Raw genomic sequence first — 26,865 nt, 5'->3', positions numbered from 1 at the left:
ATTTCAGAAGCTGCTGCCAAGGTTCATATAGAGCGCCCGTTCGGACTCGTCATTCAGCCCGTAGCTGAAGTTGAGGGGGCCGAGCGGCGTTTCGTATCCAATGAACAGGCTGCCGGCGTTGATGTAACCGCTGTCGTATTCGTTGTCATTGTTCCAGGCACGCCCTCGCTCTAGCGAGGCGCCGAGGTAGAGCGGAAAGTCCAGCGGCAGGATGGAGCGGGGAGTCATCCGGCGGAAATAGATCAGCCGAGCCAGGCTGACGTTTTGTCCGGAAAGCGCGTCCTGGCGGAACCCCGAAAGCTGCCGTGCTCCGCCGAGCTGGAAGCTGGAGGGCACCACCTCGGCGTCGTCCAGCGTGCGACCGTAGCGCCCACCCACTACCCATGTATGCACGTCGTGGCTGATGGCCTTGTCCAGGCTGAACTCCCATTGCCGATAACGCTCGTCGGAGCCGAGGCCGGGATCGTACTGGCGCAGCCTGAGGCCAATGTCCTCGCCCTCGTGTGGGAAGTCGACGTTGTCCAGCGTGTCGAAGGCGTACTGCAACTGGTAGTACCCTTCCTCGAACGTGAACTCCGGAGATTGCTGGTCGCCGATGCGCACGTCCGCTTCGCCCCAACTTTGCCCGACGCCCAGGCGCAACTCGCCGTTATTAGCGATCTGCCGGCCGATGCTCAGCCCGTAGCCGTAGCGCTGCAGTCTGTATTCGGCGATCGGGTCATGGTCCTGCAGTGCCTCGAGATTACGCGCCTCAGCGACGATGTTTGGCGCGACGAACCAACGGGAGCCAGCGTCGAGTGGCTGGTAGAACTCGCTGAACAGCTCCTGCCGGTCCCCGAGTTGCAAGCGTGTCAGCCACTCGCCGCCGAGCTCGTTGATACCGTTTTTGCGATAACTGGCGCCGATGTTGAATGCACTGTCGCCTCGAAAATCGTCCGAGAGATTGATGCCGAGACGCAGATAGTCGGTGCCGGATCGCTTGTTGCGCGTGGTGACTACCAGGGTGTTGCCCAAGGTGCCTTGGACCACGCGATATTCGACCCGATCGAAGTAATCCAGGCCGTACAGCGTGCCCATGTCCTTCTGTAATTGCTGAAGATCCAGCGGCTCACCGATGGCCTGGCGGATATGCCGCCGAACTACCGCGTCGCCAACTTTCGAGTCGTTTTCGATGTGCACGGCGGTGATCAAGGGTGACTTGGGCTCCGCCGAGCGAGCCAGGGCCAAGGCAGGATTGCCGGCGTTGGGGCTGCTCATGGCGGTCAGGCGCGCTTCGAGTGCGCTGGCGGCACGGTATCCGGCATCGATGAGCTGTTCGGCGCGATCGAAGTCGGTCGAGCCGAACCCGGCCAGCATCGGTTGTACGAGCAAGTCCTCCGTGCGCAATGTCGCGAGCTGCTCTTCGGAGTTGCGGCGGGTCATCATGGTGATCGACTGGTTGAGCACATCCACGACCGTGAGCAATTGCTCGCGGGGCGCCAGTGGCGTCCCGATATCGACGACGATCAGGCGATCCACGCCCATGTCTCGTGCAACGTCCATGGGGATGTTGTCGACCATGCCGCCGTCGACGAGCAGTCGCCCATCGACCTCGACTGGCGCGAACACTGCCGGAATGGACATGCTCGCCCGAATGACCTGCGGCAGGTGGCCGCTGCGGAAGATCACCTTCTGGTCGTTGGCGATATCGGTCGCGACGGCGCGAAACGGGATGGGAAGACGATCAAAATCCCGCGTATCGCTGATGTGAACCAGCAGACGTTCAAGCAAGAGAGCAAGGTTCTGGCCTTGAATCACGCCAAGCGGCAAGCCGAGGCTGCCATCGTCGCGAAAGCTGAGTTTGCGCTTGACCAAGAAGTCGCGGTCATCCTGTTTGCGGCGAAAGGGTACGTCCTCGCGCGGCGGGTCATCGGAAAGCACTTGCTCCCATTCCAGCGTCAAGGCCAATTCTTCCAGCGAATCGACGCTGTAACCCGCCGCGTAGAGCCCGCCAATGACCGCGCCCATGCTTGTGCCTGCGATCGCATCGATGCGTACGCCATGCTCCTCCAGCGCCCGTAGCACTCCGATGTGTGCCAGGCCTCGCGCCGCGCCGCCAGATAGCACCAGGCCGGTGCGCGGTTGCGGATCGCCGTACGCCAGCAGCGGAAACAACAGAAGGAATACGAAGAGGCGGGGCATGGCGACACCGGGCGCTGTGGAAATGGCGGCTATTATAGGGGCCAGTCATCCACCGGAGCGCCTCTGCCATGCCCGATAGCAAGCCCGAGATCGTCATCACCTACTGCACCCAATGCCAATGGCTATTGCGCGCCGCCTGGTTGGCTCAGGAGCTTCTCTCGACGTTCTCCGATGACCTGGGCAAGGTTTCGCTGGTCCCGGCCTCCGGCGGCACGTTTCACATCAGTTGCGATGGCGTGCAGATCTGGGAACGCAAGCTGGACGGCGGTTTTCCCGACGCCAAGGAGTTGAAGCAGCGTGTTCGTGACCAGATCGATCCGCAGCGCGATCTCGGCCATAACGAGCGTCGGTGAGCAGGCCGCTCCAGCATATAGCTCTCCACTGGTGACGGCAGCCTTCGGGCTCGCCGGCCGCGTGCCACGGTCCGGTTACTGGACAGGAACGACGGGTAGACGGATGGACCGGCTTCTACGCCCAGTCTATCGCTGGCCCGCCGCCCCTCTAATTTGAGGCCCTGGTTTCAGCGAGAGCTGCGGACGCTCGATCTGCCTGCTTGATGACACGAACTACCCTGCGTAGAGGCACTCGAAGTTGCGCGATCGTTCGTTCGGCTCTCGTGTGCTGCTTGCGCAACGGCAATCCCAGCGGCGACCGTCGCTCCGATGCCGCTCAGCACCCGCGAACGGCCTTAACCGCCGGCGCGGCTTTAGCTGCCGCGCTGTGTCGCTTTTCCGCTTCGCTCGCCGATAGACGGGCGAAGACTCATGAGTCCGATCACGTCAGAGGAGCGTTTCCATGCCCAACATCAGCGGCCAGAACTTCATCGCCGGCGCGCGCAGCGCCCAGGGCTCGGTCATCTTGCACAGCGTCGATGCCAGTACCGGCCAGGCCCTGCCCTATGAATTCCGTCAGGCCACCGAAGACGAAGTGAACGCAGCCGCACAGGCTGCGGAGGGTGCGTATCCTGAATACCGCGCATTACCCGCCGCCAGGCGAGCCGAGTTTCTCGACGCCATTGCCGACGAACTCGATGCGCTCGGCGACGACTTCGTCGCACTCGTCTGCCGTGAAACAGCGCTTCCGCCGGCGCGAATCCAGGGCGAGCGCGGGCGGACCAGCGGGCAGATGCGGCTCTTCGCGAAGGTATTGCGCCGGGGCGATTACCTGGGTGCACGCATTGATCGCGCACTGCCGGACCGTAAGCCATTGCCACGCCCGGACCTGCGGCAATGCCGCATGGGGATGGGTCCTGTCGCGGTATTCGGTGCGAGCAACTTCCCCTTGGCGTTCTCCACCGCTGGCGGCGACACCGCATCGGCACTTGCTGCGGGTTGCCCTGTGGTATTCAAGGCGCACAGCGGCCATATGGTGACCGCTGAGTGCGTCGCCGATGCTGTGATTCGTGCGGCGGAAAAGACCGGTATGCCCAGGGGCGTGTTCAACATGATTTATGGGGGTGGCGTCGGCGAATGGCTGGTCAAACATCCGGCTATCCAGGCGGTTGGGTTCACCGGTTCACTGCGCGGTGGTCGCGCATTATGTGACATGGCCGCGGCGCGTCCGCAGCCGATTCCGGTATTCGCCGAGATGTCGAGCATCAATCCGGTCGTGCTGATGCCCGATGCGATCAGGAACCGCGGCGATGCGATCGCCAATGAACTCACGGCGTCAGTGGTGATGGGCTGCGGCCAGTTCTGTACCAACCCTGGGCTGGTGATCGGTGTGCGCTCGCCGGCATTCAGCGAATTTCTGGAGCGGTTGGTCGGCTTCATGAACGAGCAGCCCGCGCAGACGATGCTCAACGCCGGGACGCTCGGCAGCTACGGTCAGGGCGTGCAGCATCTTGAGCAGCATCCAGGCATCAGCCACCTTGCAGGCCAGGCCCAGCAGGGCAATCAGGCGCAGCCGCAGCTGTTCAAGGCGGATGCACAGTTACTCATCGGGGGTGATCCGCTACTGCAGGAAGAAGTATTCGGGCCGACCACGGTGGTCGTGGAAGTGTCCGATAAGGCAGAGCTGATGCGAGCGCTGGCCGGCTTGCAGGGCCAACTCACCGCGACGCTCATCGCCGAGCCGTCGGACCTGGCCGAGGCGGCGGATCTGGTGGCGCTGCTGGAGCAGAAAGCCGGGCGCCTCTTGCTCAACGGCTACCCGACCGGGGTGGAAGTGTGCGATGCCATGGTTCATGGCGGACCTTATCCAGCGACGTCCGATGCGCGCGGTACCTCGGTGGGTACCCTGGCGATCGATCGCTTTCTGCGGCCGGTGTGCTACCAGAACTTCCCGGACGCGCTCTTGCCGGAGGCGTTGAAGAATGCCAACCCGCTCGGTATCAGGCGCCTGGTGGATGGTGAGGTCACCGACGCGGCGCTCTGAAGTGGAACGGCTCGCTTAAGCGAGCCACTGTCCGTCCCGATATCCCAACGCACACCTGACCGGGCTCGGCCAGATGCGTTGGTGCCGATGCTAGGGCGCTTTCGCCAGAGGCGAGGCGCTGTTCGTCACGGCTGGCGTCTTGAGTCGGCTGGTGATGACCGAGGCGAGGATGATCAAGGCGCCACCGAACAGCATCCTCACCGTGGGCTGCTCATTGAATAGCCACCAGGCGATAGCGATTCCGTACACCGGTTCCAGCGCGAAGATCACGGACGTCGTCCGAGCGTTTAGCACCTTTAGGCTCGCCACGAACAGGCTGTGGGCGAGACCGGTGCAGAACACGCCGAGCAGTGCTAGCCATAGCCAGTCCATGGTTGGCACGGCCGGCAGCGATGCCCAGGTGAACGGCAGCAGGCACAGCAAAATGTTTCCGTTTTGCCAGAGGGCGGCCTGCACCGGATCCACGCCGCGCGTCACGGCCCGATTGAGCAGGGACAGAAGCGCGAACATCAATCCCGAGAGAATGCTGTAGATCAGGCCCAGCGTGCTTTCACTGGCAAGGTCGAAGTGCGGCGTCACCAGCAATAAGCCCGCGCAGACCAGGCCAACCATGCCGAATTCCACCGGACGGGTGCGCTCACGGAACAAGAGACCTTCAAGTAACACGGTAAAAGCAGGGAAGCTGGCAAAGCCCAGTGTGGCAATGCCGACACCCGCAACTTTCACGGCCATGAAAAAGGTGAGCCAGTGGCCACCGAGTAGCAGACCACCGAGTAGCAGGCCAGCCCGCTGGCGTGGGCTGGGAGCCGCGCCGCCGCTGCGCAGGAATTGCGTAGCCAGGAGTAGCGCCACGACCGCGAAACCTGCACGCCCAAGCGTAATGATCAGCGGCTCGCTCTCGGCCAGCTTGCCGAACACGCCGGAAAGCCCAAACATCAGGGCGCCGAAGTGGATTGCGAGCAGGGCGTTGCGATGGGTCATGGCTGGATATCCAGCGCGGGGAATTGGCGAAAGGGTGAAGCGGGTGTGCTGGAACGATTCATGAAGCCTCGCAATGGCGTAAGTGGGTGTGGCCTTGGCCCGGAGCGTAGGGTAGGGCGCGCGAGGCGGTTGGTCTGTCGCGCTACTCTCGCCGATTGTCGCGTGCCTCGCGCCGGAATGCCCGTGGCGTGAGGCCGTAGTGGCGACTGAGCGCTGCGGTAAAGGCACTTTGCGAGGCGTAACCGACTCGAGCGGCAATTTCGCCGACCGCATCCTGGGTGCTAAGCAGCAACTCCCGCCCGTGGTGCAGGCGCCGCTGCCGGACGAATTCCTGAGGCGTCGTTCCCGTTTCGCTGACGAAACGTGCATGGAATCGAGGCACGGATAGGCCTGCGACGCTTGCGAGGTCCCTGACTTCGAGTGGATGGGCCAGATGGCGGTCGATGTACGCACGCAGCGCTACCAGCGGGAGTGGATGTCGCTGGCCTGCGGGCTCGCACCCTGACGTGAGGCTTGCCAGCAGCAGCGCTGCGCCTTGTTCCGCGATGATCGGATCGTTGACGGGGCTGGCGGCTAGCCAGTCGACCAACTGGCCTTGCGTAGGGGTCAGCCGGAGCGCCCCGGGGCGTTCGAGCAATCGCAGGGCGCAATCAGCGTGGTAGCCGAGACGTCGTCGCAGCCAGGCCCCATCCGGAATGTCCATCACCAGGCAAAAGCTACCGTCGGCGCTGCCGCAGGCATGCCGCGCATCGGTGGGCACCACGGCCAGAAGTTGCTGTTGGATGCGGCTGCCTTGGCCGTCCACCTCGAAATCCAACTGACCGCGCAGGCCGAACACCAGCTGCGTGTGCGGGTGGCTGTGAACGATCTGGTCGTGGTTGTAATGACGGAGGGAAAGGATGGGCGGCATGGTAGACCTCGACGGCACGCGAAGCGACACAGGCATTGATGTGCAGCGCATTGGACCAGAACGGGCCTGGGCGTGCTACATGATGACCTTGTCGCGCAGCTTGTCGGCGGCCTGATTGAGCGCCTGGATGACGCGCTCCTTGTCGAAGTTCTGAACGCCGTTGGTGTCGAGGTACATCGAGAAGCCTGGCAGCTCGTGTTCGACAAAACTGTTGGTCGCACCGAGGTCACGGCGGAAGTCCACCACCTGATAGATCTGCACCGGACGGGAGAAACCCTTGACAGTGATCTGGCCTTTGTCGCGGCACATGATGACGTCTTTGACCAGTGAATAGGTTTCGTGAGAGATGAGGATCTCGCCGGCCTCGGCCGAGCTTTCGAGGCGGCTGGCTAGGTTCACTTCCCGGCCGATGATGGTGTAGTCCATGCGGGTGTCAGCGCCGAAATTGCCCACCGTACAGTAGCCGGTGTTGACGCCCATGCGGATTTCCATGGGCTTGGTGATGCCCTGGGCACGCCACTGCTGGCGCAGGACTTTCATGTGTTTGCGCATCGCAATGGCCATCGAGACGGCCGCGACCGCGTCCTTTTTCGCGCCCTGGCTGGTTGGGTCGCCGAAGAAAACCATCACGCAGTCACCCACGAACTTGTCGATGGTGCCGCCGTGCTTGAGGGTGATCTTCGACATCTCGTTGAGGTAGTTGTTGAGCAGGTCGGTCAGCGCCTCGGCTTCCAATTCTTCGGCCAGCTCAGTGAAGCCCTTGATATCCGAGAAGAACACCGTGAGCTTCTTGCGCTGGGTTTCCAGCCGCACGCTGCGTTTGCCTGAGAAGATCGATTCCCACACCTGGGGTGACAGGTATTTCGCCAGGTTGCGTGCCAGCCGTGCGGCTTTGGCCTGCTCCGCTTCTACTTCGCTGCGCGCCTGTGCGAGGCGAATGCCTTGCTGGTGGACGTAATAGGCGGTGATACAGACGTACAGGCTGGTGAACAGGATGCTCGCAGCGGATACCAGAACCGGCGTCGGGCCATTGAATTGCAGCGGGATGACCAGGCTGGTCAGGCCAAACCCGACGGTCGCCATCAGGAGTGTCATCAACAGGTGGCGCAAGCTTCCGATCACCAGTGCGCTGAAACCCAGCGTTAACAGGAACATCAGGCTGGGCACCAGTGAACAATTGAGCAGCACGATACCCGCCCCGGCGTTGAGCGCATCGAGGCAGAGCAGGGTCTGGGATGTGCGCTCGGGGTACTCGCGCTTGAAGCGATAGCTCAGGTGATAGGCGAAGTGCGGGTACAGCAGCGTGTAGGGCACCATCCACAGCAGGGTAATGGGGAAGTGCTGGGTGTAGGTGCCGGCGGCAAGGGTCGCTGCGCAGGTCAGGTAGGCGAAGACGCGCGCGTAGTATTCGCGCAGTGGGCGAGTCGCAAGGCCGTTACGCCGTTCGCCGGTCACGGTTGACATCGGTGATTACTATCCCTGATCGATTCGGCTGGAGCGCGCCGTGGAAATCCCGGCGCTGGAAGCCGGCGCCCGGCGCGATCATAACCAAGTCGGTGCATCGCCGCCAAACCGCCCATCCGTTCCGTGACGAAGCGCCGGTGCCATTCGCGCCCGGGCTAGAAGCGGATCTTGCCGGTCAGCATGTCCTTTAGCATGACCCAGTCGCCGAGAAAGCTGTACAGCGGATATTGGAAGGTTGCCGGACGGTTTTTCTCGAAGACGAAATGGCCGATCCAGGCAAAGCCGTAACCGGCAACGGGCAGCGCCAGGAGCCAGACCCAGCGTTGAGAAAGCAGGGCGTAGGACAGAATGCCAAGCACCAGCAAGCTCCCGATGAAGTGCAGCCTTCGGCAGGTCGGATGACTGTGCTCTGCCAGGTAGAAGGGGTAGAAGTCAGCAAAGCGGGTGAAGCGTTCGGCGGTTCGCGCGCTCATGTCGCACCTCCTGTCATTGTGGTGATGGCCAGTCTAGAAGGTTGCAACTGACGGGCCAGTGGCCCGTTGTGCCAGTTCACTGCCCTTGCGTACGTTGGGAGCTCGGCTGAAACTGAGCGGCGCAGCCTCCGTGTGGCCTGCAATGTGATCAGGAATCCTCGATGAACCAGCGCACCACCTCATCCAGCTGGGCCAACAGTATTGTCGAGGCGCTTGCGCTTGATGGTATCGACTGCCGCGCCTTGTTCTCGGAGCTGGGGCTCGACTACGAGGCACTAAGGGACCCGGATGCGCGTTTCCCGCAAGACGCCATGACGCAACTCTGGCAGCGCGCTGTGGCGTTGACCGGCAACACGGCGATCGGCCTAAACCTCGCGCAGGTGATGCGGCCTGGCGCGATGCACGTGGTTGGGTATGCCCTGATGTCGAGTGCCACGCTCAAGGAGAGCTTTGAGCGACTGGTCCGCTACCAACGGATAATCGCCGAGGGGGCGGATCTAAGCTTCAAACCCGAGGCAAATGGCTACCGACTGACCTTGACGATTCACGGCGACCACCTGCCGCCAGCACGTCAAAGCGCCGAGGGGTCGTTGGCCAGTTCGCTGGCATTCTGCCGCTGGTTGACCGGCCGGCCGTTGGACCCGCTGGAGGCCAGTTTTGAGGGGCCTGCCCCGGATAATCTCGCCCCTTACAAACGCCTGTTTCAATGTCCACTGTCGTTCGGTGCCGCGCGTCATTCGTTGTTATTTCGTCACGCCGATCTCGATGTTCCGCTACCCACCGCCAACAGCGAGCTGGCGAACCTGCATGATCGTTTTGCCGGGCAGTACCTGGCGCGCTTCGCTGACAGCCAGGTGACCCACCGAACCCGCCAGTGGCTTTGCCGGCTGTTACCCGAAGGCGAGCCGCGACGCGACGTAGTGGCGCAGCTGTTGCACCTGTCCGAACGGACACTGCAGCGTCGCCTGCACGACGAAGGCACAACGTTCCAACAGTTATTGGATGACACGCGCCGCACGCTTGCCGAGCAATACCTCGCGCGACCCGACCTGGCGCTGTTGGAAATCGCGTACCTGCTGGGCTTTGCCGATCCGAGCAATTTCTTCCGCGCCTTCAAGCGCTGGCACGCAAAGACGCCAGGAGAGTACCGTGCCGAGCGGCTGGGGCTAGTGCCGGAACTTGTCGGCAGGGCCGGCAGCCTTAGAAACTAGTGCGTCCACCACATTCTAGGAAATTCACTTTGGCCAGTAGTTTGCTCGCTCTGATCGACGATATCGCGTCGGTACTCGATGATGTTTCCGTAATGACAAAGGTGGCGGCAAAGAAGACTGCCGGTGTGCTGGGCGACGACCTTGCCCTCAATGCGCAGCAGGTCACTGGCGTCAATGCGGATCGGGAATTGCCGGTGGTCTGGGCCGTCGCCAAGGGGTCGCTGCGCAACAAGGCGATTCTGGTGCCGGCAGCACTGCTGATCAGCGCTTTCGTCCCCTGGCTGATCACGCCCTTGCTGATGCTCGGTGGGGCATTCCTGTGCTTCGAGGGGTTCGAAAAGCTGGCGCATCGGTTCATGCATCGGGACGACGACGCCCATGCTCGGCATGCTGCGGCGCTGGCCAATCCCGACGTGGACATCGCCAGCCTGGAACGGGAAAAAATCAGTGGTGCGGTTCGGACGGACTTCATCCTGTCAGCCGAAATCATCGCTATTACGCTGGGCACCGTGGCGACCGCCACGTTCACACAACAGGTCGCGGTGCTGACCGGCATTGCATTGATCATGACCGTCGGGGTGTATGGGCTGGTCGCCGGAATCGTCAAGCTGGACGACGCCGGGCTTGCGCTGAGCAAAACGGGAAGTGCCGCCGCGCAAGGCATTGGACGCGGCATCCTCGCCGTCGCGCCATGGTTGATGAAGTCACTCTCGGTGATCGGCACGGCTGCCATGTTCATGGTCGGCGGCGGCATCCTGACTCATGGTCTGCAAGCGGTGCATCATTTCATCGAAAACAGCGCCGAGCATTCCCTCGCCTTGCCCTACGTGGGCGCACTCTTGGCCGGGCTCACCCCCACATTGCTCAACGCCGCGTTCGGCATTGTCGCCGGCGGTGTGGTATTTGCTGCGGTTACCTTAAGCAAGCGTTTGTTCGGCAAGTCCGGCGACGTCTGACGGGCGCCGGCCCGTATATCAACGGAGGGATGGGATGAATGACTACATGCAGGCGGCACTCGACGAGGCGCGCCAGGGGCTGGCCGAGGGGGGCATTCCGATCGGCTCGGTGATTGTCCACCAGGGGCGGATTATCGGGCGGGGTCACAACCGTCGCGTCCAGCAGGGCAGTGCGGTGCTGCATGGCGAGATGGATGCCTTTGAGAATGCGGGCCGGCAGCCGGCTCGCGTGTACTCCGAATCGGTGCTGTACACGACCTTGTCGCCGTGCTCGATGTGCAGCGGTGCGATCCTGCTCTACGGCATCCCAAAGGTGGTAATCGGCGAGAACCAGACCTTCCTTGGCGAAGAAGCCCTGTTGCGCAGTCGCGGCGTGGAGATCGAGGTGCTGCAGGACGCCGAGTGCGTCGAGATGATGCGCCGCTTCATCGCCAACAGCCCCGCCTTGTGGAACGAGGATATTGGCGAGACGTGAGGGTCAGTGCCGCCAGAAGGAGGGCGTCAGCATGACCAGTACGGTAATGATCTCCAGGCGCCCAAGGAGCATGCCGAACGACAATAGCCATTTGGCCGCATCCGGCAGGGTCGAGAAGTTGCCGGCTGGTCCGATGATCGGCCCAAGCCCAGGGCCGACGTTGCATACGGCCGTTGCCGCAGCCGTCAGTGCCGTGAGCATGTCTAGCCCAAGCAGCGCCAGTACCAGGGCCAGGGCACCGATGGTAATGGTGAAGAAGAATGAAAAGGTCAGGATGGAGCGGACGATTTCTTCGTCGAGTGGATGATTGTTGTATCGCTGTTTGATCACCGCGCGTGGATGAACCAGCTGCGCGAGGTTGGCGCGCAGTAGCGAATAGGCGACCTGGAAGCGAAAGATCTTCAAGCCGCCAGATGTCGAGCCCGAGCAGCCGCCGATAAAGGTCAGATAGAAGAAGGCGAGTACGGCAAACTCGCCCCACTGGGTGTAATCGCCCAGCGCAAAGCCGGTGGTCGTCACCACTGAGACGACATTCAGCGACACGATCCGCAGCGAGTCCAAAAACCCGTAATCAGAGTTGAGCGTTAGCCAGATAGCGAACGCGACGCACATGATCAGCAGCATGCCGATGAAGCCCTGCACCTGCTGATCCCGGACCAAGGCATAGCGATTCCCGCGAACGGTCGACACCATCAAGATGAACGGCAGTCCGCCCAACAGCATGAACACTACAGCCACCCAGTGTGCCGCCGGGGTGAACTTGCCCATCGAGCTATCGGACGTCGAATAACCACCGGTAGAAATCGTGGTCATCGCGTGATTGATTGCCTCAAACGGCGTCATGTCGCTGAGCCAGTAGGCCAGGCCGCACAGCAACGTGAGGGCGAGGTAGACGACCAGGATCGATTTGGCCATGACGTGCGAGCGTGGCATCGCTTTCTGCGACCAGTCCGACGACTCGGTCTGGAACAGCCGCATACCACCGATGCGTAGCAGCGGAAGGATTGCTACCGCCATCCCAATGAAGCCAATGCCGCCGAGCCACTGGAGCATCGAGCGCCACATCAGCAGGCCAGGTGATGCCGAGTCGAGGCCGGACAGCACGGTCGATCCGGTCGTGGTGATGCCGGACATCGTTTCGAAGAAGGCATCGGTGTAGCTGATGTGGTGGATCAGCATCATCGGCAGCGCCGCGAAGCAGCAGACGATCAACCAGCTCGCGGTGGTCAGGAAATACATGTCGCGAGGGCGCAGCTGCGCTAACTCGGGTTTGCCGGGGGCGACCAGGGCAATGCCGCAGCTGAAGGTGATGAGGCTGGCCCAGAGGAAGGCCTGCAGGTCGTCCGTGCGGTCGAAGGCGAACAGCGTGACCATCGGAATGACCATGCTGACCGCCAGGGTAATCAGGAATATGCCGAGGATGAAACCGATAATGCGCAGGGTCGGCAGGGCCATGTCTGATAAGTGCTCGGCTCGAAAAGAGGCCCGCCATTCTACGCTTGTCGGCGCTTAGGTAAACCGGCTATCGGCCGCTCGTGAAAATCTTCATTGGCGCCTCGTCAGCCTCTTCCCAAGGCCGTTGCGATCAATAGAATAGCCGCCCAGGTCAGGCCAAGTAGAACCCACGAGGCAAGGGCCAGGCGCGGCTGGACGGGCATGTGATCCGGTTCAACGCAGCCTGTCAGTGCGCAGTCGTTTCCACACAGCCTGGGGTGCCGGCCCTTTGCCGGTTTCTGGGTGTTCACCTTCCATGTCGATCGACAATCCCTGCCTCACGTGCGGCGCTTGCTGCGCGTATTTCCGTGTGTCCTTTTTCTGGGGCGAGTGCGCCTCGTCCGGCGGTACGGTGCCGGATGACATTACCGTACAGGTGAGCCCCTTTCACGTCGCGATGAAGGGAACGGAGAGCAAGCCTGCGCGTTGCGTCGGCCTGCTCGGCGATGTGGGTTGTGGGGTGCGTTGCACGCTGTACGAGCAGCGTTCTAGCACCTGTCGCGAGTTCGACGCCTCGTGGGCCAATGGCGAGCACAACGCCCATTGCGACGCCGCACGTGCCGCGCACGGGCTGCCGCCGCTGACGCCGCCGCTCGAGCCGCAGCTGCGGCCGGACCGGGTCGCCTGAAGCGGGTGCCCGCGAACGCCATCGACCTCTAGAATGTCCGATTCGTTTTGGAGGTGATGGATGGAAGCTCTAGACCTGCTGATCAACCGCGTTTCCGTGCCGCGCCTGGCGGAGCCGGCGCCGACCCCGGCGCAACTCGACACGATGTTTCGTGCCGCCCTGCGGGCACCCGATCATGGTCAATTGCGGCCGTGGCGATTTTTGACTGTGGAAGGCGAGGCGCGCCAGCAGCTTGGCGAGCTGTTTGTCACCGCACTTAAGGCGCGGGATGCCGCTGCGCCGGACGATGCCTTGCAGAAGGCGCGCAAGATGCCGTTGCGTGCGCCTCTGCTGGTCGTGGTGATCGCTCGGCTGCAGCAGCATCCGAAAGTGCCGGCATCCGAACAGTTGCTGGCAGTCGCGTGCGCCGCACATGGGCTGCTCCTGGCAGCCCACGCCCAAGGGGTGGGCGCGGTGTGGCGAACCGGTGAGCTGTCCCATGACCGCCGTGTGGCCGATGGCCTCGGCCTCGCTGCCGATGAGCACCTGCTGGGTTTCATTTACCTGGGAACTCCGGAGGGCAACCTGCGTCGCGCGCCAGAGCTGGACCCGCAGGCTTTCGTCAGCCGTTGGGAGACGGCGCGCCAATCGTCAGCCGAGTAGCGGCGGTTTCGTCGCAGTGGCGTGCAGCGGCAGTCGGATACTGGCGATGAATCCGCCCTCTGGGTGGTTGCCCAGTAACAACTCTCCACCATGGCGCTCGGCTGCTCGGCGCGCAATGGCAAGACCGAGGCCATGCCCGGCCGTGGTCTGGCCGGGCGCACGGAAGAAGGGTTCGCTGAGCTGAGCCAGGTGCGCCTCGTCTACGCCCGGTCCGTGGTCGCGGATGCTCAGCACGGCCCAGTCGTCGTCGGCGCTGGCACGCAGTTCGATCGGCTGGCCTTCTGGATTGAAGCGCAGGGCATTGCGCAGCAGGTTATCCAGTGCGCGCTCGAGCATATCCGGCCAGCCACGCAAATCCATCCGGGTTTCCACTTGGCAATCGATGTGCTGGTTCGGGGAGACGATGCGCGCATTCTCTTGCAACTGAGTGAACATCATCTGCAGGTCGATCGGGCTGGCTTTACCCGGGTCGGCATCAAGCCGCGCCAGTTCCAGTATCTCGCTGATCAGGGCTTCGAGCCGGTCGCATTCCTTGGCCAGGCGCGGCCAGATCACTTCACGTTCCGATGGTATCGCGCGTTCAGCCAGAGCGATCGCGATCCGCAGGCGTGCCAGTGGGGAGCGCAGTTCATGGGAAACGTCGCGCAGCAGCTGCCGCTGGCTGCCGATCAGGCTTTGCAGTCGCGCGCCCATGCGATTGAAGTCGCTTGCCAGCACGCCCAGCTCGTCTCGACGTTTCGCTAGTCGCGCCAGGGAATTCTGCTGGTAGGCGGTCTGGCCCAGGTCATGCACCGCCCCGCGGAGTCGGTCGAGCGGACGCGTGATTGATAGCGTCAAGAGCAGGCTGAACCCTGTCAGCACGACCAGCGCGATGCCGATGGCGCTCAGTGGCCAGAACAGGCTACCGCGATGCCAGGCCTGCAACTCTTGGTTCGGGATGCGGTAGATGAACAGGTAGGTTTCGCCCGACAGCGGGCTGGTGTAGTCGGCGGTCAGGCGCCGCCAGGGCAGGCGCCCGGAGAGGTTTTCCTGGCGGGCTTCGAACGCGGCAGCGCGGGGCGGGAACGTCCCGCGTATAACGGGCTGGCCGTTCTCCGCCAGTACCTGGACGTCGATATGGAACCGGGCGCGGTGGCGCTCCAGTAGAAACTGCGCTGCGATGGGGCCCTGACGTTCGTAGACTCGCGTCCACAATTCAGAGAGCCCCTTGACGCCCGGGTGACGGTTGATGATCCAGCTGTCCTGGTTCAGGGCGTAGCCGAGCAGTACCGCAAGACCGGCCGCCAGCGCGATAGCGAGCCAGAACGTGGCCAGAATGCGCCAGAACAGTGATCGCATCATTGTTTCTCCATGACGAAGCCCGGCGTGCGGTCGCTTGCAAAGCGGGCACGGCCGGGCTTTTAGAGGGGCGGCGATCAGCTCTTTTTCTGATCGCGTTCAGCTTTCCACTTCTGGAATTCGGCGCGTTCGGCGCGCTTGGCTTCCATCTTTTCGTGAATTTCGTCGAACAGCTTCTGCTGTTCAGGCTTGAGCAGCTCGCGCATCTGCTTGTGGGTTTTGTCTTTGCTGGCCTGCAATTCGTCCTGCATGGCCTTGCGCTCGTTTTCCGGGAGCTTGTCCAGGTAGCGTTGAGTGATTTCGCGATGACTCTTCATTTGCTCGCCCATCAGGCCGCGCATTTCCTCACGCTGTTGCTTGGTGAGGTCGAGCTGCTCGAAGGGGCCCCGGTGCTCGCCGTGACCGCGGTGGTGGTCAGGTCCATGGTCGCCGCCGGGCATGGCCATCGCGATGGCGGGCAGGGTGGCTGCGAAAAGGGCGGCGATGAGTGTCTTGCGCATGGTGACGTTCTCCTGTGGATATGGAAACCGACCCCGGACCGTGCGGGTCCGGCCTCGATCGGATGAGCTCAGTCTAGGGTGCGCAAGGTCAACGGCGGTCAGGGCAGGGTAAAGGCTCGGTAAAGCCGGTCAGGGTGCGTAAAGATAACCGCGGCTGCGCAGCGCGACGATGCGCGGTCGGCCGTCAGGGTGGGGGCCGAGCTTGCGACGCAAGTTGCTGACATGCATGTCCAGGCTGCGGTCGTACAAGGTTAGCTTGCGGCCCAGTGCGAGCTGGGCGAGCGCTTGCTTCTCGAGTGGTTCGCCAGGCTGGCCGAGCAAGGCTTCGAGAATCCGCCCTTCAGAAAGGGTAAGGGTCACTTCATGGTTGTCGACAGTCGCCACGCCCCGTGCGGGGCTGTAGCAGAGATCACCGAGTTCGAGCTGGCTCGGCGTGCTGGCGGGCTGGCTGCGCCGCAGTACGGCGCGGAGCCTGGCCGTCAATTCACGGGGGTCGCAAGGCTTGGCCAGGTAGTCGTCGGCACCAAGCTCCAAGCCGAGGATACGGTCCAGCGGTTCGCCGCGTCCGGAAAGCATGATCACTGGCAGGTCAGGGTGTTCGCTGCGCAGTTGCTTGAGCAACTCGAGACCGCTGCCGTCGGGCAGCATGACGTCCAGCACGACCGCTGACGGTTGATGTTCGGCGAGCGCCGCACGGGCGCTGTGGCCGTCGTGGCAGGCATGGGCGACGAAACCTTCCTGGGCGAGCCAGCTGACCAGCAGCTCGCAGAGTTCCTGGTCATCGTCAATCAGCAGGAGATCGCTCATGGGTTCGCTCCTGCTCGCTTCAGTTCAGCCACTGGCGGCGCCGACGCCCCCGGGTCGTCAGTACACCCAGCAAGAAGCCGAGTACGCCGACGCCGCCACCGACCGCGAACCATTGCTGGTCCTCGCCGAGCCACAGCGGTTCAGGCTTGGCCTGCTCCTGCTGAAGTTGCAGGCGCAGGCGCTGGTTCTCCTCGCGGAGCTGGGCCAGTTGCACGCGCTCCGCCGCGGTGGCCCGGTCCTCTTCGATTCGCGCGTTGAGCGCTTGCCGCTGCTCCTGGTTGTCCTGCAGGCGCTGCTGCAGCGCCGCTTCCTGCCCAGTGGTCGCCGCATCGGGCGGTAACTCCTCGGCATGCAGGACAGATGCGGCCAGCGTCGTGGCAAACAGTAGAATCAGCGAACCTTTGCGCATCGGAACTCCTTTTTCCTCAATGGCCGCGCATGCAGCGACCCGGTTACTGCTAACGGGTAGCGGTCAGGGATAAACACGCTTGAACGGCTTGACGACGACATCGCCGTATACGCCTGCGGCCTTGTAGGGGTCCGCGTCGGCCCAGGCTTGGGCGGCTTCGAGCGATTCAAACTCGGCGACGACCAGGCTGCCAGTAAAGCCGGCAGTACCAGGATCGTTACTGTCTACAGCAGGATGCGGGCCGGCCAATACCAGGCGACCTTCTTCCAGCAGCTGTTCGAGGCGTGCCAAGTGGGCGGGACGGGCAGCCAGGCGATCCTGCAAGGAGTTGGCAACGTCGGTGGCGATGATGGCATAGAGCATGGGCTAGTCCTTCGATTGTTCGGGTTGCATGTGACGAACCAGGAATACCGCCTGGCCGGCCATGAACAGTAGCGTCAGGCCGAGGCTCCCGAAGACCTTGAAGTCGACCCAGAACGCCGGATAGGCAAAGGCGACGAACAGGTTGGCAGAGCCACAGACCAGGAAGAACAGGATCCAGGCCACGTTCAGCCGGACCCATAGGTGAGCGGGCAATTCGACCGCGTGGCCCATCATGCGCTGGATCAGCGGACGGTCGCCGACGAAACGGCTGGCCAGGAAGGCAAGGGCAAACAGCCAGTTCAATACTGGCGCCTTCCATTTGAGGATGGTTTCGCTGTGCAGGGCCAGCGTCAGTCCGCCGAAGAACAGGCAGGCCCCGAGCGTCAACCACTGGGATTTCTCAAGGCGACGTTGCTGCAGGAACAGCGCGGCGTATACGACCAAAGAGCTGATGATCAATATGGCCGTCGCGCTGTAGATGCCGCCGAACATGAGGCTGATGTCGCCCAGTTCGACTGCCCTTGGCTCGAGCTTGTACACGATGAAGAACAGCAGCAGCGGGACGAAATCGATGATTTGCTTCACGAAGGGAGCCACGGGCGGTGTGTGGCCGGCATAATAACAAACCGCGCTTGCGGCGAAACTGTCACGCCGCCCATTTCCGGACCTGCTCCGAGCTTGGCGGACACGGAAAAGGGGCACGAGCGTGGACCATGGCTGTCACACCTGTGTGCTGCCAAGCCTCTGGAGAATAGGCCTGAATGAATGTCGATCTGCATTGCCATAGCACGGCATCCGATGGCGTATTGGCGCCGGCGGTGCTGGTGGAGCGTGCGCATGCGCGTGGCGTCGAACTGCTGGCTCTGACCGACCACGACACCCTCGAGGGTCTGGATGAGGCTCGCGCGACCGCGGATTCGCTGGGCGTTAGGCTGGTCAACGGCATCGAGCTCTCCTGCCTGTGGAACGGGGCGACTATTCATGTGCTGGGGTACGCCTTCGCTCGCAATGCCGCGCCCCTGGCGAGCGCTATCGCTGACTTGCATGACGGTCGCTGGCAGCGTGCCGAGACTATCGCCCAGCGCCTGGCGGCCAAGGGCATGCCGGGAGCGCTTGAAGGCGCGCGGGCCGTTCAGCAGGCACTAGGTGACAGCGGCAACGCGCCGGCGCGGCCACATTTTGCGGAGTTCCTGGTGCAGGCCGGCCATGTTCGTGATCGTGCGGAAGCCTTCCGCAAATGGTTGGGGGCCGGCAAGCTCGGCGATGTCAAACAGCACTGGCCGACCTTGGAGCGCACCGTTACCACGCTCGCCGAGTCGGGCGCCTGGATCAGCCTGGCCCACCCTTGGATGTACGATTTCACCCGCAGTAAGCGCCGGCGCCTGGTAGCTGAATTTGCCCAGGCGGGTGGGCACGCGCTTGAGGTGGTCAATGGCATGCAGCCGCTGGAGCAAGTCGGCGGGTTGTCGATTCTCGCCCGAGAGTTCGGGCTGATGGCGAGCGGGGGCAGCGATTTCCACGCACCTGCCGATTGGTCGGAGCTGGGCCTGTATCGCACCCTGCCGGAAGACCTGTCGCCGCTTTGGATGCGCTTCGATGAAAGGCCTGCAGCTGTCGTCAAACAGGAGGGAGCATGAGCCAGTTCTTTCAGATTCATCCGGAAAACCCGCAGGCTCGGCTGATCAAGCAAGCCGTGGAGATCATTCGCAACGGTGGAGTAGTGGTCTATCCGACCGACTCCTGCTATGCCATCGGATGCGCGATGGGCAACAAGGCAGGCATCGAACGCATTCGACGCCTGCGTAACCTCGACGACAAGCACAACTTCACCTTGGTCTGTCGGGACCTGTCGCAGCTGGGACTATTCGCCAAGGTCGATACCGCTGCGTTCCGGCTCCTGAAAACCCACCTGCCAGGGCCCTATACGCTGATTCTCGCGGCGACGCGTGAAGTGCCCCGGATGTTATTGCATCCGAAGCGGCGCACCATCGGTCTGCGCGTGCCTGCTCAGCCGATCGCACAGGCGCTGCTTGCCGAATTGAATGAGCCGCTGATGAGCGTGAGCCTGATCCTGCCCGGTAATACCGAGCCGATGAGCGATCCCTATGAAATTCGTGATGCGCTGGAGCGGCAGGTAGACCTGATCATCGACGGCGGGTACGGTGGCGTCGAAGCGTCCACCGTCATCAGCCTGGTCGACGGTGATCCGGAGGTCGTGCGTGTCGGTTGCGGTGATCCCGCGCCATTCTCGGCCTGACGCCCGGCTTTTTCATCCTACGAAGGAAACCCTTTTGAGCTCCATGGATTCACAGCGACGGGTGGTGTCTGGCATGCGTCCCAGCGGGCGCCTGCATCTCGGGCATTACCATGGCGTCCTGAAGAACTGGGTCAGGCTGCAGCATGAATATCAGTGCTTTTTCTGCATCGTCGACTGGCATGCGCTGACGACCGATCATGCTGGCGGGGCTGAGATGGCCCGCAACGTCCACGAAATGGCGATCGACTGGTTGGCAGCGGGTGTCAGCCCCAGTTCGGCCACCTTGTTCATCCAGTCGCAAGTGCCCGAGCACGCCGAGCTGCACCTGTTGTTGTCTACGATCTGCCCGCTGGCCTGGCTGGAGCGCGTACCCTCGTACAAGGAGCTGCAGCTCGACGGCGAGCACAAGGACTTGTCGACCTATGGATTCCTCGGTTACCCATTGCTTCAGGCGGCCGACATCCTGGCTTACCGGGCCGGCGTGGTGCCGGTCGGCGCCGACCAGCTACCGCATATCGAATTCGCGCGTGACGTAGCCCGGCGCTTCAATCACCTCTATGGCAGTGAAGAAGATTTCGAAGCGAAGGCCGAGGCCGCTATACGCAAGCTCGGCAAGAAAGGCTCGAAGCTGTATGCCAGCCTGCGCAGAAGCTACCAGGAGCAAGGCGACCTCGAGGCGCTGAATACCGCCCGAGCACTTCTCAAGGATCAGCAAACCATCACCTTGGGCGACCAGGAACGGCTGTATGGCTACCTTGAAGGTGGCGGTAAGCTCTTGTTGCCGGAGCCGCAGGCACTGCTCGGCGATACGCCGAAGGTCTCGGGCCTCGATGGCGGCAAAATGTCGAAATCCGCGAGCAATTCGATCTTCCTGCGTGACACGCCGGCCGAGATCGAGGAAAAGATTCGCCGGATGCCCACCGATCCCGCGCGCGTGCACCGTCATGACCCTGGCGAGCCGACGCGCTGCCCGGTGTGGCAGATGCATCAAAACCATTCCGACGACGACGTCTGCCGATGGAGCGAAGAAGGCTGCCGCAGCGCAGGCATTGGTTGCCTGGAATGCAAGGCGCCCTTGATCGAGGCCATTCAGCTCGAGCTGGCGCCGCTGCAAGAGCGTGCGCTGGACTACGAGCAAAGCCCGGACTTGGTCCGCAGTATCCTGGCCGAAGGCGCCGAGCAGGCTCGCGATGAAGTACGCGAGACGCTGGTCGTGGTACGCCAAGCCATGGGCATTCACTACCGATAGATCCACCTCCGTCCGCTTCTGGAGCACCCATGCAGGAATCTCAGGAACCGCAGAGTCCCGTTGCAGGCGAGCAATTGCGGTTGGCGCTGGTTTACGGCGAAGCATTCAATGAGCTGCCTCAGGATCTGTACATCCCACCGGATGCGCTCGAAGTGTTCCTCGAAGCCTTCGAGGGCCCGCTGGACCTGCTGCTGTACCTGATTCGCAAGCAGAACATCGACATCCTCGACATCCCGGTAGCCGAGATCACGCGCCAGTACATGGGCTATGTCGAGCTGATGAAAGCCGTGCGGCTCGAACTGGCCGCGGAGTACCTCGTCATGGCGGCCATGCTTGCTGAGATCAAGTCACGCATGCTGCTGCCGCGGTCGGCCGAGGCCGAGGAAGAAGAGAGTGATCCACGTGCCGAGCTGATTCGAAGATTGCAGGAATACGAGCGCTTCAAGCTCGCCTCCGAAAAACTCGACCAATTGCCCCGCGTGGGTCGCGAGCTGCACGTGCCGAGGCTCGAAGCGCCCGAAGCGCGAGCGCGCAAGCTGTTGCCGGATGTTCGGCTGGACGAATTGCTGATCTCGATGGCCGAGGTGCTACGCCGTGCCGACATGTTCGAAAGTCACCAGGTCACGCGCGAGACCCTGTCGACCCGGGAGCGAATGAGTGACGTGCTGGAGCGTCTGAAAGGCGGCGCGTTCGTACCCTTCGTCGCGCTGTTCACGGTCGAGGAGGGCCGGCTCGGCGTGGTGGTAACCTTCATGGCCGTGCTGGAGCTGATCAAGGAATCGCTGGTCGAGCTGGTGCAGAACGAGCCGTTTGCCCCCATTCACGTACGCGCCCGGTCTGAGGAAGCAGCAACGCTGACGACCGCCCTAGAGGAGGCAAGCCTGTGAACCTGTCCGATCCCAAGGATCTCGCTTCCCTGCTGGAAGGGCTGTTGCTGGCGTCCGGCAAACCGATGTCGATCGAGCGGCTCGCGGAGCTTTTCGACGAGGCCGAGCGGCCATCACCAGCGCTGTTGCGCAAGGCGCTGGAAGCGCTCGAAAAGTCGTGCAAAGGCCGCGCCTTCGAGCTCAAGGAGGTTGCCAGTGGCTATCGCCTGCAGGTTCGTGCGCAGTATGCGCCCTGGGTCGGCCGGCTCTGGGAGGAACGGCCGCAGCGCTATTCGCGTGCGTTGCTCGAGACGCTAGCGCTCATCGCCTACCGACAGCCCATCACGCGTGGGCAAATCGAGGAATTTCGTGGGGTTGCGGTCAACAGCCAGATCGTCAAGACGCTGCTCGAGCGTGAATGGGTGAGGGTCGTTGGTCATCGCGACGTGCCGGGCCGGCCCGCCATGTTCGCTACGACCAAACAGTTTCTCGACTATTTCAACCTCAGCAACCTCGATGAGTTGCCGCCGCTGGCCGTGTTGCGCGAGATGGAACCCGAACCGGTGATCGACCCCGAAGACGCTCCCGTGCCTGCGGCATTGCAGGCTCGCGCTGATATCGGGTCAGACGAGGCGCTCGGCGAGAGCGCGCCGGCAGAACAGACCAGTTTCCGCAGCTTGCTGGCCGAGCTCGACAGCATGGAGGTCGGCCTCAAGACCGATTTCGACGATCTGCGCGACGAGGCTGACGAGCAGCTGCTGCCGGACTCACCGCCCCGGGACTGACCGCTGCGGGCTTCCGCCGCCGGTTGCGGTCAGCTGCGCGTTGTCGGTTTGCGTGCAGACAGGTAGTTGTCGTAGTCCGGAACCAGCAGCGAATGCGCCTGCTCGAGTAACGGGCTGGAGAGCAGGTAGTCCGCGCTGCTTTCGTTGGCCGCTAGCGGAATGTTCCACACCGCCGCGACCCGAAGCAGCGCCTTCACGTCCGGGTCATGGGGCTGGGGCTCGAACGGATCCCAGAAGAACACAAGCATGTCGATTCGCCGCTCGGCGATGCGTGCGCCAATCTGCTGGTCGCCTCCGAGTGGCCCGCTGATCATGCACTCCACCGGCAATTGCAAGTGCTGCTCCAGCAGTAGACCGGTGGTGCCGGTGGCGATCAGCTCGTGACGCGCCAGCCGTTCCTTTTGCCGCTGCGCCCACTCCAGCAAACGTGCCTTGCAGTGATCGTGGGCGACGAGCGCGATCCGCTTGCGGGCGGGCAACGTTGCGGTGATGAAATCGATACGGTTCATGCGCTTCCTTGTCGTCTACCTGATGAGATCAGGGCGCCTCGTGCAGGGCACGGCAGGTGTCGAGCATCCGGTTGGAGAAGCCCCACTCATTGTCGTACCACGCCATGACCTTCAGCAGGCGCCCGCTCACCTTCGTATGGTTGGTGTCGAATATGGACGACATCGGGTTGTGGTTGAAGTCGCAGGACACGAGCGGCAGCGAATTGCAGTCCAGAATTGGCGAACGCGCACTCGCGTCGCGCATCAGCGCGTTGACTTCGTCCGCGGTGGTTTCGCGGCTCAACTCCAGGGTCAGGTCGACAAGCGACACGTTGATGACCGGGACTCGCACTGCCATACCGGTCAGCTTGCCGGCCAATTCCGGCAGCACCAGGCCAACGGCTTCGGCTGCGCCGGTCTTGGTCGGAATCATTGACTGCGTGGCCGAGCGCGCACGGTACGGATCGCTGTGGTACACATCCGACAGGTTCTGGTCGTTGGTATAGGCATGAATGGTGGTCATCAGGCCGTGTTCGATGCCGTATGCTCGGGATAGCACTTGCGCGACGGGGGCTAGGCAGTTGGTCGTGCAGGATGCGTTGGAAATGATCTGATGCGATTGGCGCAGCGTGTCGTGGTTGACGCCGTAGACGATAGTCGCGTCCGCGCCAGACGCCGGCGCTGAGATGATGACTTTGGCGGCGCCGGCCTGAAGGTGCGCGGCGGCTTTGTCTCTCGAGGTGAACAGGCCTGTGCACTCGAACACCACGTCGACGTCCAGCGCGCGCCAGGGGAGTTCGGCCGGGTTGCGGATCGCCGACACCGAGATGGCGTCGCCGTTGACGATCAGTTTGTCGTCGGCGACTTCCACCGAGGCATCGAAATGGCCGTGGACGGTGTCGTACTGCAACAGGTGCGCGTTCATAGCGCTGCTGCCCAGGTCGTTGATGGCGACGACCTGCATGTGTTCGCGATAGTCCTGGGTGTACAGGGCACGAAGGACGTTGCGTCCGATACGGCCGAAACCGTTGATGGCGATGCGAATGGTCATAAGAAGGTCCTGGGCGGAATTTGTTATGGGAATTACAAGATTATTCCTGTCAAAATAGAAATCAAGCCCATTGGTGCTATGTTTTGTTTGTAAAACTACAGATTAAGTAGCAGGAGTGATTGGCATGCATCCGCGGATTCAGGAAGTCACCGAACGTTTGATCGAGCGCAGCCGGCCCACGCGCGAACGCTATCTGGCGCAGATGGCCGCCGCGGCGAGCCAGGGCCCGCAGCGCGGCAAGCTGCAGTGTGCGAACTTTGCCCACGGGGTCGCCGGATGTGGATCGCAGGAGGACAAGCAACGCCTGCGTCTGATGAACGAAGCCAACGTCGCGATCGTGTCGGCCTACAACGATATGCTGTCGGCGCACCAGCCGTACCAGTACTTTCCCGATGTGATCAAGGAAGCCCTGCGCGAAATGGGGTCGATCGGCCAATTTGCCGGTGGCGTGCCGGCGATGTGCGACGGCGTGACCCAGGGCGAGGCCGGTATGGAACTGAGCTTGGCCAGCCGCGAAGTCATCGCCATGGCTACCGCGGTCGCGCTGTCGCACAACATGTTCGATGCGGCGCTCTATCTCGGCATCTGCGACAAGATCGTTCCCGGGTTGATGATCGGTGCGTTGCGTTTCGGGCACCTGCCGACCGTCTTCGTCCCCGGTGGCCCGATGCCCTCAGGTATTCCGAACAAGCAGAAGGCCGAGGTTCGCCAGCGCTACGCCGAAGGCAAGGCGAGCCGAGAAGAGCTGCTCGAATCGGAGATGCTCTCCTACCACAGTCCCGGCACCTGCACCTTCTACGGCACGGCCAATACCAATCAGGTGGTAATGGAGATTATGGGGCTGCACCTGCCGGGGTCGTCCTTCGTCAATCCGTACACGCCGCTGCGCGACGAGCTGACCCGCGAAGCCGCTCGGCAGGTGACGCGACTGACGGCGCAGTCGGGCAGCTACGTACCGATGTGCAAGGTCGTCGATGAGAAGTCCATCATCAATTCGGTCGTCGCGCTGAACGCCACCGGCGGTTCGACCAACCACACGCTGCACATCCCGGCTTTCGCCCAGGCCGCTGGTATCCAACTGACCTGGCAGGACATGGCGGATATCTCCGCCGTGACCCCGACGCTGGCGAAGGTTTACCCCAACGGCCAGGCCGACGTGAATCATTTCCATGCCTGCGGTGGTGTGCCCTTCATGGTTCGTACGCTGCTTGACGCCGGCTTGCTGCACGAAGATGTGTATACCGTCATGGGGCAGGGCCTTCGGCAGTACACCCGTGAGCCATTCCTGGCGGACGGCAAGCTCGTCTGGCGCGAAGGCCCGGAAAACAGCCTGGACGAGGCTATCCTGCGGCCGGCCGAGCGGGCGTTCTCGCCCGAAGGCGGGTTGCGAGTCCTGGAAGGTAACCTCGGCCGCGGCGTGACCAAGATTTCGGCTGTGGCGCCCGAGCATCGTGTGGTCGAAGCGCCGGCACGGGTGTTTGGTGATCAGGCCGAGCTAGCCCAGGCATTCAAGAACGGCGAGCTGGAGCGCGACTTCGTCGCCGTGGTGCGCTTTCAGGGGCCCAAGGCGAACGGCATGCCGGAGCTGCACAAGCTGACGCCATTTCTCGGTGTGCTGCAGGATCGCGGCTACAAGGTCGCGCTAGTGACGGACGGGCGCATGTCTGGCGCGTCAGGCAAGGTGCCCGCGGCTATTCATGTCAGCCCGGAGGCGCTCGATGGCGGGCCGCTGTGCCAGGTGCGGGACGGCGATGTGATCCGCGTCGATGGTGAAACCGGTGAGCTGTGTGTGCTGGTCGACCAGGCCGAGTTCGAGGCGCGCGAGCGGATTATGGCGCCGGAAGGGCTGGGAATCGGTTGCGGGCGCGAGCTGTTCGGCTTCCTGCGTGCGGCCTTCAGCCCAGCCGAGCAGGGAGCGAGCGTATTTACCGAGGGACTGGAGGCACTCAAGTGAAGGCGGCCCTGGTTGGAGACATTGGCGGAACGAATGCGCGCTTCGCTGTTTGGCGTGACCAGCAGATCCATTCGGTAAGGGTGCTGCCAACCCGGGAATTCCCCCGACCGGAAGATGCGATCAGGGCCTATCTCAATGAGGTCGGCCTGCAGTTGGAGGCGCTCGAGGCGGTCTGCCTTGCGTGTGCGGGGCCGGTGTCTGGCGACGAGTTCGCCTTCACCAATAACCACTGGCGGCTGAGCCGACAGGCATTCTGCAAAGACCTGGGGTTGAGCGAGCTCCTGTTGATCAACGATTTCACGGCGATGGCGTTGGGCATGACCCGGTTGCGTGACGGTGAGCTGATCGAGATCTGCCCAGGGCAATCGGCACCCGGTCGTGCTCGGTTGGTGATCGGCCCAGGTACCGGTCTGGGTGTGGCCACGCTGTTGCCGTTGCCCGACGGCCGCTGGCAAGCCTTGCCCGGAGAGGGCGGGCACGTCTGCTTGCCAATCGGCAGTCGCCGGGAGGCTGCGTTGTGGGAACGGTTGCACGCAAAGCTTGGCCACGTGAATGCCGAAGCGGTGCTCAGCGGCGGCGGCTTGCTGGAGCTCTACTGGACTAGCTGCAGTCTGGATGGCGTGGCCGCGACCTTGACGACGCCGGCGGAGGTTACGGCCGCGGCGCTCGATGGCGATGCGTACGCTTCATCAGTGCTGGAACAATTCTGCGTATGGTTAGGTCGGATTGCCGGCGACAATGTCCTGACGACCGGAGCGCAGGGTGGCGTCTATATCGCAGGCGGTATCGTGCCGCGCTTCGTAGAATTCTTCGCCCGCAGCGGCTTTGCTCAGAGCTTTCGCGACAAGGGCTATATGAGTCGCTATTTTGACAAGGTTCCGGTTTGGGTCGTGACGGCGGAATACCCTGGGCTGGAAGGTGCAGGTGTCGCGCTTCAGTCCTTGCTGGAGGGCGCGCCCTGCGGGTCTTGACCCGCCTCGAACGACATAACAAGAGAAGGGATGCCG

28 protein-coding genes are annotated in these 26,865 nt (G+C 62.7%); 14 read left to right on the top strand and 14 right to left on the bottom strand.

Going from position 1 to position 26,865, the window contains the following annotated elements; translation table 11 throughout:
• Positions 1–3: 3 nt before the first annotated feature.
• Positions 4–2,181 carry a patatin-like phospholipase family protein gene (locus M1D78_RS12610; RefSeq protein WP_437422885.1) on the bottom strand — a complete coding sequence of 726 codons (2,178 nt, stop codon included), beginning with the start codon at positions 2,179–2,181 and terminating at the stop codon, positions 4–6.
• A gap of 68 nt (positions 2,182–2,249) precedes the next feature.
• Between M1D78_RS12610 and M1D78_RS12605 the strand changes: the two genes are divergently transcribed.
• Positions 2,250–2,534: an Rdx family protein gene (locus M1D78_RS12605; protein WP_437422884.1), complete on the top strand. Its 285-nt coding sequence runs from the start codon at positions 2,250–2,252 to the stop codon at positions 2,532–2,534.
• A 442-nt stretch (positions 2,535–2,976) separates the two neighbouring features.
• Complete coding sequence (locus M1D78_RS12600; RefSeq protein WP_437422883.1) at positions 2,977–4,557, top strand: aldehyde dehydrogenase (NADP(+)); 1,581 nt, start codon at positions 2,977–2,979, stop codon at positions 4,555–4,557.
• Between the two features lie 90 nt (positions 4,558–4,647).
• On the opposite strand, the gene M1D78_RS12595 is transcribed toward M1D78_RS12600, so the two are convergent.
• The 4 genes from M1D78_RS12595 to M1D78_RS12580 all read right to left on the bottom strand — a co-directional run bounded on the left by M1D78_RS12595 (position 4,648) and on the right by M1D78_RS12580 (position 8,385).
• Positions 4,648–5,538 (bottom strand): DMT family transporter, encoded by an 891-nt coding sequence (locus M1D78_RS12595; protein ID WP_437422882.1) that lies wholly within the window; start codon positions 5,536–5,538, stop codon positions 4,648–4,650.
• A gap of 142 nt (positions 5,539–5,680) precedes the next feature.
• Positions 5,681–6,448: an AraC family transcriptional regulator gene (locus M1D78_RS12590; RefSeq protein ID WP_437422881.1), complete on the bottom strand. Its 768-nt coding sequence runs from the start codon at positions 6,446–6,448 to the stop codon at positions 5,681–5,683.
• A gap of 75 nt (positions 6,449–6,523) precedes the next feature.
• Positions 6,524–7,912: an adenylate/guanylate cyclase domain-containing protein gene (locus M1D78_RS12585; protein WP_437422880.1), complete on the bottom strand. Its 1,389-nt coding sequence runs from the start codon at positions 7,910–7,912 to the stop codon at positions 6,524–6,526.
• A 155-nt stretch (positions 7,913–8,067) separates the two neighbouring features.
• On the bottom strand, positions 8,068–8,385 hold the full coding sequence (locus M1D78_RS12580) for an Mpo1-like protein (protein WP_437422879.1): 318 nt from the start codon (positions 8,383–8,385) through the stop codon (positions 8,068–8,070).
• Positions 8,386–8,546: 161 nt separating this feature from the next.
• Between M1D78_RS12580 and M1D78_RS12575 the strand changes: the two genes are divergently transcribed.
• The 3 genes from M1D78_RS12575 to M1D78_RS12565 are packed head-to-tail and all read left to right on the top strand — an operon-like array spanning position 8,547 to position 11,027.
• The gene (locus M1D78_RS12575; RefSeq protein ID WP_437422878.1) at positions 8,547–9,596 is read left to right on the top strand and encodes an AraC family transcriptional regulator; all 1,050 of its coding nucleotides are present in this window, start codon (positions 8,547–8,549) and stop codon (positions 9,594–9,596) included.
• A 29-nt stretch (positions 9,597–9,625) separates the two neighbouring features.
• A complete protein-coding gene (locus tag M1D78_RS12570; protein WP_437422877.1) occupies positions 9,626–10,552 on the top strand; it encodes a DUF808 domain-containing protein in 927 nt (308 codons plus the stop codon).
• 34 nt (positions 10,553–10,586) lie between these two features.
• A complete protein-coding gene (locus M1D78_RS12565) occupies positions 10,587–11,027 on the top strand; it encodes a nucleoside deaminase (RefSeq protein ID WP_437422876.1) in 441 nt (146 codons plus the stop codon).
• Between the two features lie 3 nt (positions 11,028–11,030).
• On the opposite strand, the gene M1D78_RS12560 is transcribed toward M1D78_RS12565, so the two are convergent.
• Entirely contained in the window at positions 11,031–12,482 is a 1,452-nt protein-coding gene (locus tag M1D78_RS12560; protein ID WP_437422875.1) for a TrkH family potassium uptake protein, read from the bottom strand.
• Between the two features lie 295 nt (positions 12,483–12,777).
• On the opposite strand from M1D78_RS12560, the gene M1D78_RS12555 reads away from it, so the two are divergent.
• Positions 12,778–13,149, top strand: coding sequence for a YkgJ family cysteine cluster protein (locus tag M1D78_RS12555; RefSeq protein ID WP_437422874.1), 372 nt, complete (start codon positions 12,778–12,780; stop codon positions 13,147–13,149).
• A 60-nt stretch (positions 13,150–13,209) separates the two neighbouring features.
• Positions 13,210–13,791, top strand: a complete 582-nt coding sequence (locus M1D78_RS12550; protein WP_437422873.1) for a nitroreductase family protein — start codon at positions 13,210–13,212, stop codon at positions 13,789–13,791.
• Here the strand turns inward: M1D78_RS12550 and M1D78_RS12545 are convergent.
• The 6 genes from M1D78_RS12545 to M1D78_RS12520 all read right to left on the bottom strand — a co-directional run bounded on the left by M1D78_RS12545 (position 13,780) and on the right by M1D78_RS12520 (position 17,793).
• Positions 13,780–15,129, bottom strand: a complete 1,350-nt coding sequence (locus M1D78_RS12545) for a sensor histidine kinase (RefSeq protein WP_437422932.1) — start codon at positions 15,127–15,129, stop codon at positions 13,780–13,782. The two genes, M1D78_RS12550 and M1D78_RS12545, sit on opposite strands and share 12 nt — an antisense overlap.
• A gap of 77 nt (positions 15,130–15,206) precedes the next feature.
• Positions 15,207–15,629 carry a Spy/CpxP family protein refolding chaperone gene (locus M1D78_RS12540; RefSeq protein ID WP_437422872.1) on the bottom strand — a complete coding sequence of 141 codons (423 nt, stop codon included), beginning with the start codon at positions 15,627–15,629 and terminating at the stop codon, positions 15,207–15,209.
• A 129-nt stretch (positions 15,630–15,758) separates the two neighbouring features.
• Complete coding sequence (locus M1D78_RS12535; protein WP_437422871.1) at positions 15,759–16,436, bottom strand: response regulator transcription factor; 678 nt, start codon at positions 16,434–16,436, stop codon at positions 15,759–15,761.
• 19 nt (positions 16,437–16,455) lie between these two features.
• On the bottom strand, positions 16,456–16,845 hold the full coding sequence (locus M1D78_RS12530; RefSeq protein WP_437422870.1) for a hypothetical protein: 390 nt from the start codon (positions 16,843–16,845) through the stop codon (positions 16,456–16,458).
• 63 nt (positions 16,846–16,908) lie between these two features.
• On the bottom strand, positions 16,909–17,208 hold the full coding sequence (locus tag M1D78_RS12525) for a YciI family protein (protein WP_437422869.1): 300 nt from the start codon (positions 17,206–17,208) through the stop codon (positions 16,909–16,911).
• Between the two features lie 3 nt (positions 17,209–17,211).
• On the bottom strand, positions 17,212–17,793 hold the full coding sequence (locus M1D78_RS12520) for a septation protein A (RefSeq protein ID WP_437422868.1): 582 nt from the start codon (positions 17,791–17,793) through the stop codon (positions 17,212–17,214).
• A 176-nt stretch (positions 17,794–17,969) separates the two neighbouring features.
• On the opposite strand from M1D78_RS12520, the gene M1D78_RS12515 reads away from it, so the two are divergent.
• The 5 genes from M1D78_RS12515 to scpB all read left to right on the top strand — a co-directional run bounded on the left by M1D78_RS12515 (position 17,970) and on the right by scpB (position 22,365).
• Positions 17,970–18,845: a PHP domain-containing protein gene (locus tag M1D78_RS12515; protein ID WP_437422867.1), complete on the top strand. Its 876-nt coding sequence runs from the start codon at positions 17,970–17,972 to the stop codon at positions 18,843–18,845.
• Complete coding sequence (locus M1D78_RS12510; RefSeq protein ID WP_437422866.1) at positions 18,842–19,465, top strand: L-threonylcarbamoyladenylate synthase; 624 nt, start codon at positions 18,842–18,844, stop codon at positions 19,463–19,465. Before M1D78_RS12515 ends, M1D78_RS12510 begins: the two co-directional genes overlap by 4 nt.
• 73 nt (positions 19,466–19,538) lie before the next feature.
• Positions 19,539–20,714, top strand: a complete 1,176-nt coding sequence (locus M1D78_RS12505; protein ID WP_457933593.1) for a tryptophan--tRNA ligase — start codon at positions 19,539–19,541, stop codon at positions 20,712–20,714.
• A gap of 29 nt (positions 20,715–20,743) precedes the next feature.
• Positions 20,744–21,601: a segregation and condensation protein A gene (locus tag M1D78_RS12500; protein WP_437422864.1), complete on the top strand. Its 858-nt coding sequence runs from the start codon at positions 20,744–20,746 to the stop codon at positions 21,599–21,601.
• Positions 21,598–22,365 (top strand): SMC-Scp complex subunit ScpB, encoded by a 768-nt coding sequence (scpB, locus tag M1D78_RS12495; protein ID WP_437422863.1) that lies wholly within the window; start codon positions 21,598–21,600, stop codon positions 22,363–22,365. Before M1D78_RS12500 ends, scpB begins: the two co-directional genes overlap by 4 nt.
• Positions 22,366–22,394: 29 nt before the next feature.
• On the opposite strand, the gene M1D78_RS12490 is transcribed toward scpB, so the two are convergent.
• Positions 22,395–22,874, bottom strand: a complete 480-nt coding sequence (locus M1D78_RS12490; RefSeq protein ID WP_437422862.1) for a methylglyoxal synthase — start codon at positions 22,872–22,874, stop codon at positions 22,395–22,397.
• Between the two features lie 28 nt (positions 22,875–22,902).
• Entirely contained in the window at positions 22,903–23,904 is a 1,002-nt protein-coding gene (gene gap / locus M1D78_RS12485; RefSeq protein ID WP_437422861.1) for a type I glyceraldehyde-3-phosphate dehydrogenase, read from the bottom strand.
• A 124-nt stretch (positions 23,905–24,028) separates the two neighbouring features.
• Between gap and edd the strand changes: the two genes are divergently transcribed.
• Positions 24,029–25,858 (top strand): phosphogluconate dehydratase, encoded by a 1,830-nt coding sequence (gene edd, locus M1D78_RS12480; protein ID WP_437422860.1) that lies wholly within the window; start codon positions 24,029–24,031, stop codon positions 25,856–25,858.
• The gene (locus tag M1D78_RS12475) at positions 25,855–26,829 is read left to right on the top strand and encodes a glucokinase (protein WP_437422859.1); all 975 of its coding nucleotides are present in this window, start codon (positions 25,855–25,857) and stop codon (positions 26,827–26,829) included. Before edd ends, M1D78_RS12475 begins: the two co-directional genes overlap by 4 nt.
• The last annotated feature ends 36 nt before the right edge of the window (positions 26,830–26,865 follow it).

This window comes from Pseudomonas sp. SA195 (assembly GCF_054131565.1).
This window is presented reverse-complemented; position numbering and strand designations above follow the sequence as displayed.

Excerpts from the sequence above, each read along its gene's own strand:
- M1D78_RS12535 (WP_437422871.1), bottom strand. The coding sequence starts at position 16,436 with ATGAGCGATCTCCTGCTGATTGACGATGACCAGGAACTCTGCGAGCTG.
- M1D78_RS12560 (WP_437422875.1), bottom strand. The coding sequence starts at position 12,482 with ATGGCCCTGCCGACCCTGCGCATTATCGGTTTCATCCTCGGCATATTC.
- M1D78_RS12595 (WP_437422882.1), bottom strand. The coding sequence starts at position 5,538 with ATGACCCATCGCAACGCCCTGCTCGCAATCCACTTCGGCGCCCTGATG.
- M1D78_RS12515 (WP_437422867.1), top strand. The coding sequence starts at position 17,970 with ATGAATGTCGATCTGCATTGCCATAGCACGGCATCCGATGGCGTATTG.
- M1D78_RS12580 (WP_437422879.1), bottom strand. The coding sequence starts at position 8,385 with ATGAGCGCGCGAACCGCCGAACGCTTCACCCGCTTTGCTGACTTCTAC.
- M1D78_RS12540 (WP_437422872.1), bottom strand. The coding sequence starts at position 15,629 with ATGCGCAAGACACTCATCGCCGCCCTTTTCGCAGCCACCCTGCCCGCC.
- M1D78_RS12510 (WP_437422866.1), top strand. The coding sequence starts at position 18,842 with ATGAGCCAGTTCTTTCAGATTCATCCGGAAAACCCGCAGGCTCGGCTG.
- M1D78_RS12550 (WP_437422873.1), top strand. The coding sequence starts at position 13,210 with ATGGAAGCTCTAGACCTGCTGATCAACCGCGTTTCCGTGCCGCGCCTG.
- M1D78_RS12555 (WP_437422874.1), top strand. The coding sequence starts at position 12,778 with ATGTCGATCGACAATCCCTGCCTCACGTGCGGCGCTTGCTGCGCGTAT.
- M1D78_RS12545 (WP_437422932.1), bottom strand. The coding sequence starts at position 15,129 with ATGCGATCACTGTTCTGGCGCATTCTGGCCACGTTCTGGCTCGCTATC.
- M1D78_RS12500 (WP_437422864.1), top strand. The coding sequence starts at position 20,744 with ATGCAGGAATCTCAGGAACCGCAGAGTCCCGTTGCAGGCGAGCAATTG.
- edd (WP_437422860.1), top strand. The coding sequence starts at position 24,029 with ATGCATCCGCGGATTCAGGAAGTCACCGAACGTTTGATCGAGCGCAGC.
- M1D78_RS12610 (WP_437422885.1), bottom strand. The coding sequence starts at position 2,181 with ATGCCCCGCCTCTTCGTATTCCTTCTGTTGTTTCCGCTGCTGGCGTAC.
- M1D78_RS12590 (WP_437422881.1), bottom strand. The coding sequence starts at position 6,448 with ATGCCGCCCATCCTTTCCCTCCGTCATTACAACCACGACCAGATCGTT.
- M1D78_RS12565 (WP_437422876.1), top strand. The coding sequence starts at position 10,587 with ATGAATGACTACATGCAGGCGGCACTCGACGAGGCGCGCCAGGGGCTG.
- M1D78_RS12530 (WP_437422870.1), bottom strand. The coding sequence starts at position 16,845 with ATGCGCAAAGGTTCGCTGATTCTACTGTTTGCCACGACGCTGGCCGCA.
- M1D78_RS12490 (WP_437422862.1), bottom strand. The coding sequence starts at position 22,874 with ATGAACCGTATCGATTTCATCACCGCAACGTTGCCCGCCCGCAAGCGG.
- M1D78_RS12585 (WP_437422880.1), bottom strand. The coding sequence starts at position 7,912 with ATGTCAACCGTGACCGGCGAACGGCGTAACGGCCTTGCGACTCGCCCA.
- M1D78_RS12525 (WP_437422869.1), bottom strand. The coding sequence starts at position 17,208 with ATGCTCTATGCCATCATCGCCACCGACGTTGCCAACTCCTTGCAGGAT.
- M1D78_RS12505 (WP_457933593.1), top strand. The coding sequence starts at position 19,539 with ATGCGTCCCAGCGGGCGCCTGCATCTCGGGCATTACCATGGCGTCCTG.
- gap (WP_437422861.1), bottom strand. The coding sequence starts at position 23,904 with ATGACCATTCGCATCGCCATCAACGGTTTCGGCCGTATCGGACGCAAC.
- M1D78_RS12575 (WP_437422878.1), top strand. The coding sequence starts at position 8,547 with ATGAACCAGCGCACCACCTCATCCAGCTGGGCCAACAGTATTGTCGAG.
- M1D78_RS12605 (WP_437422884.1), top strand. The coding sequence starts at position 2,250 with ATGCCCGATAGCAAGCCCGAGATCGTCATCACCTACTGCACCCAATGC.
- M1D78_RS12600 (WP_437422883.1), top strand. The coding sequence starts at position 2,977 with ATGCCCAACATCAGCGGCCAGAACTTCATCGCCGGCGCGCGCAGCGCC.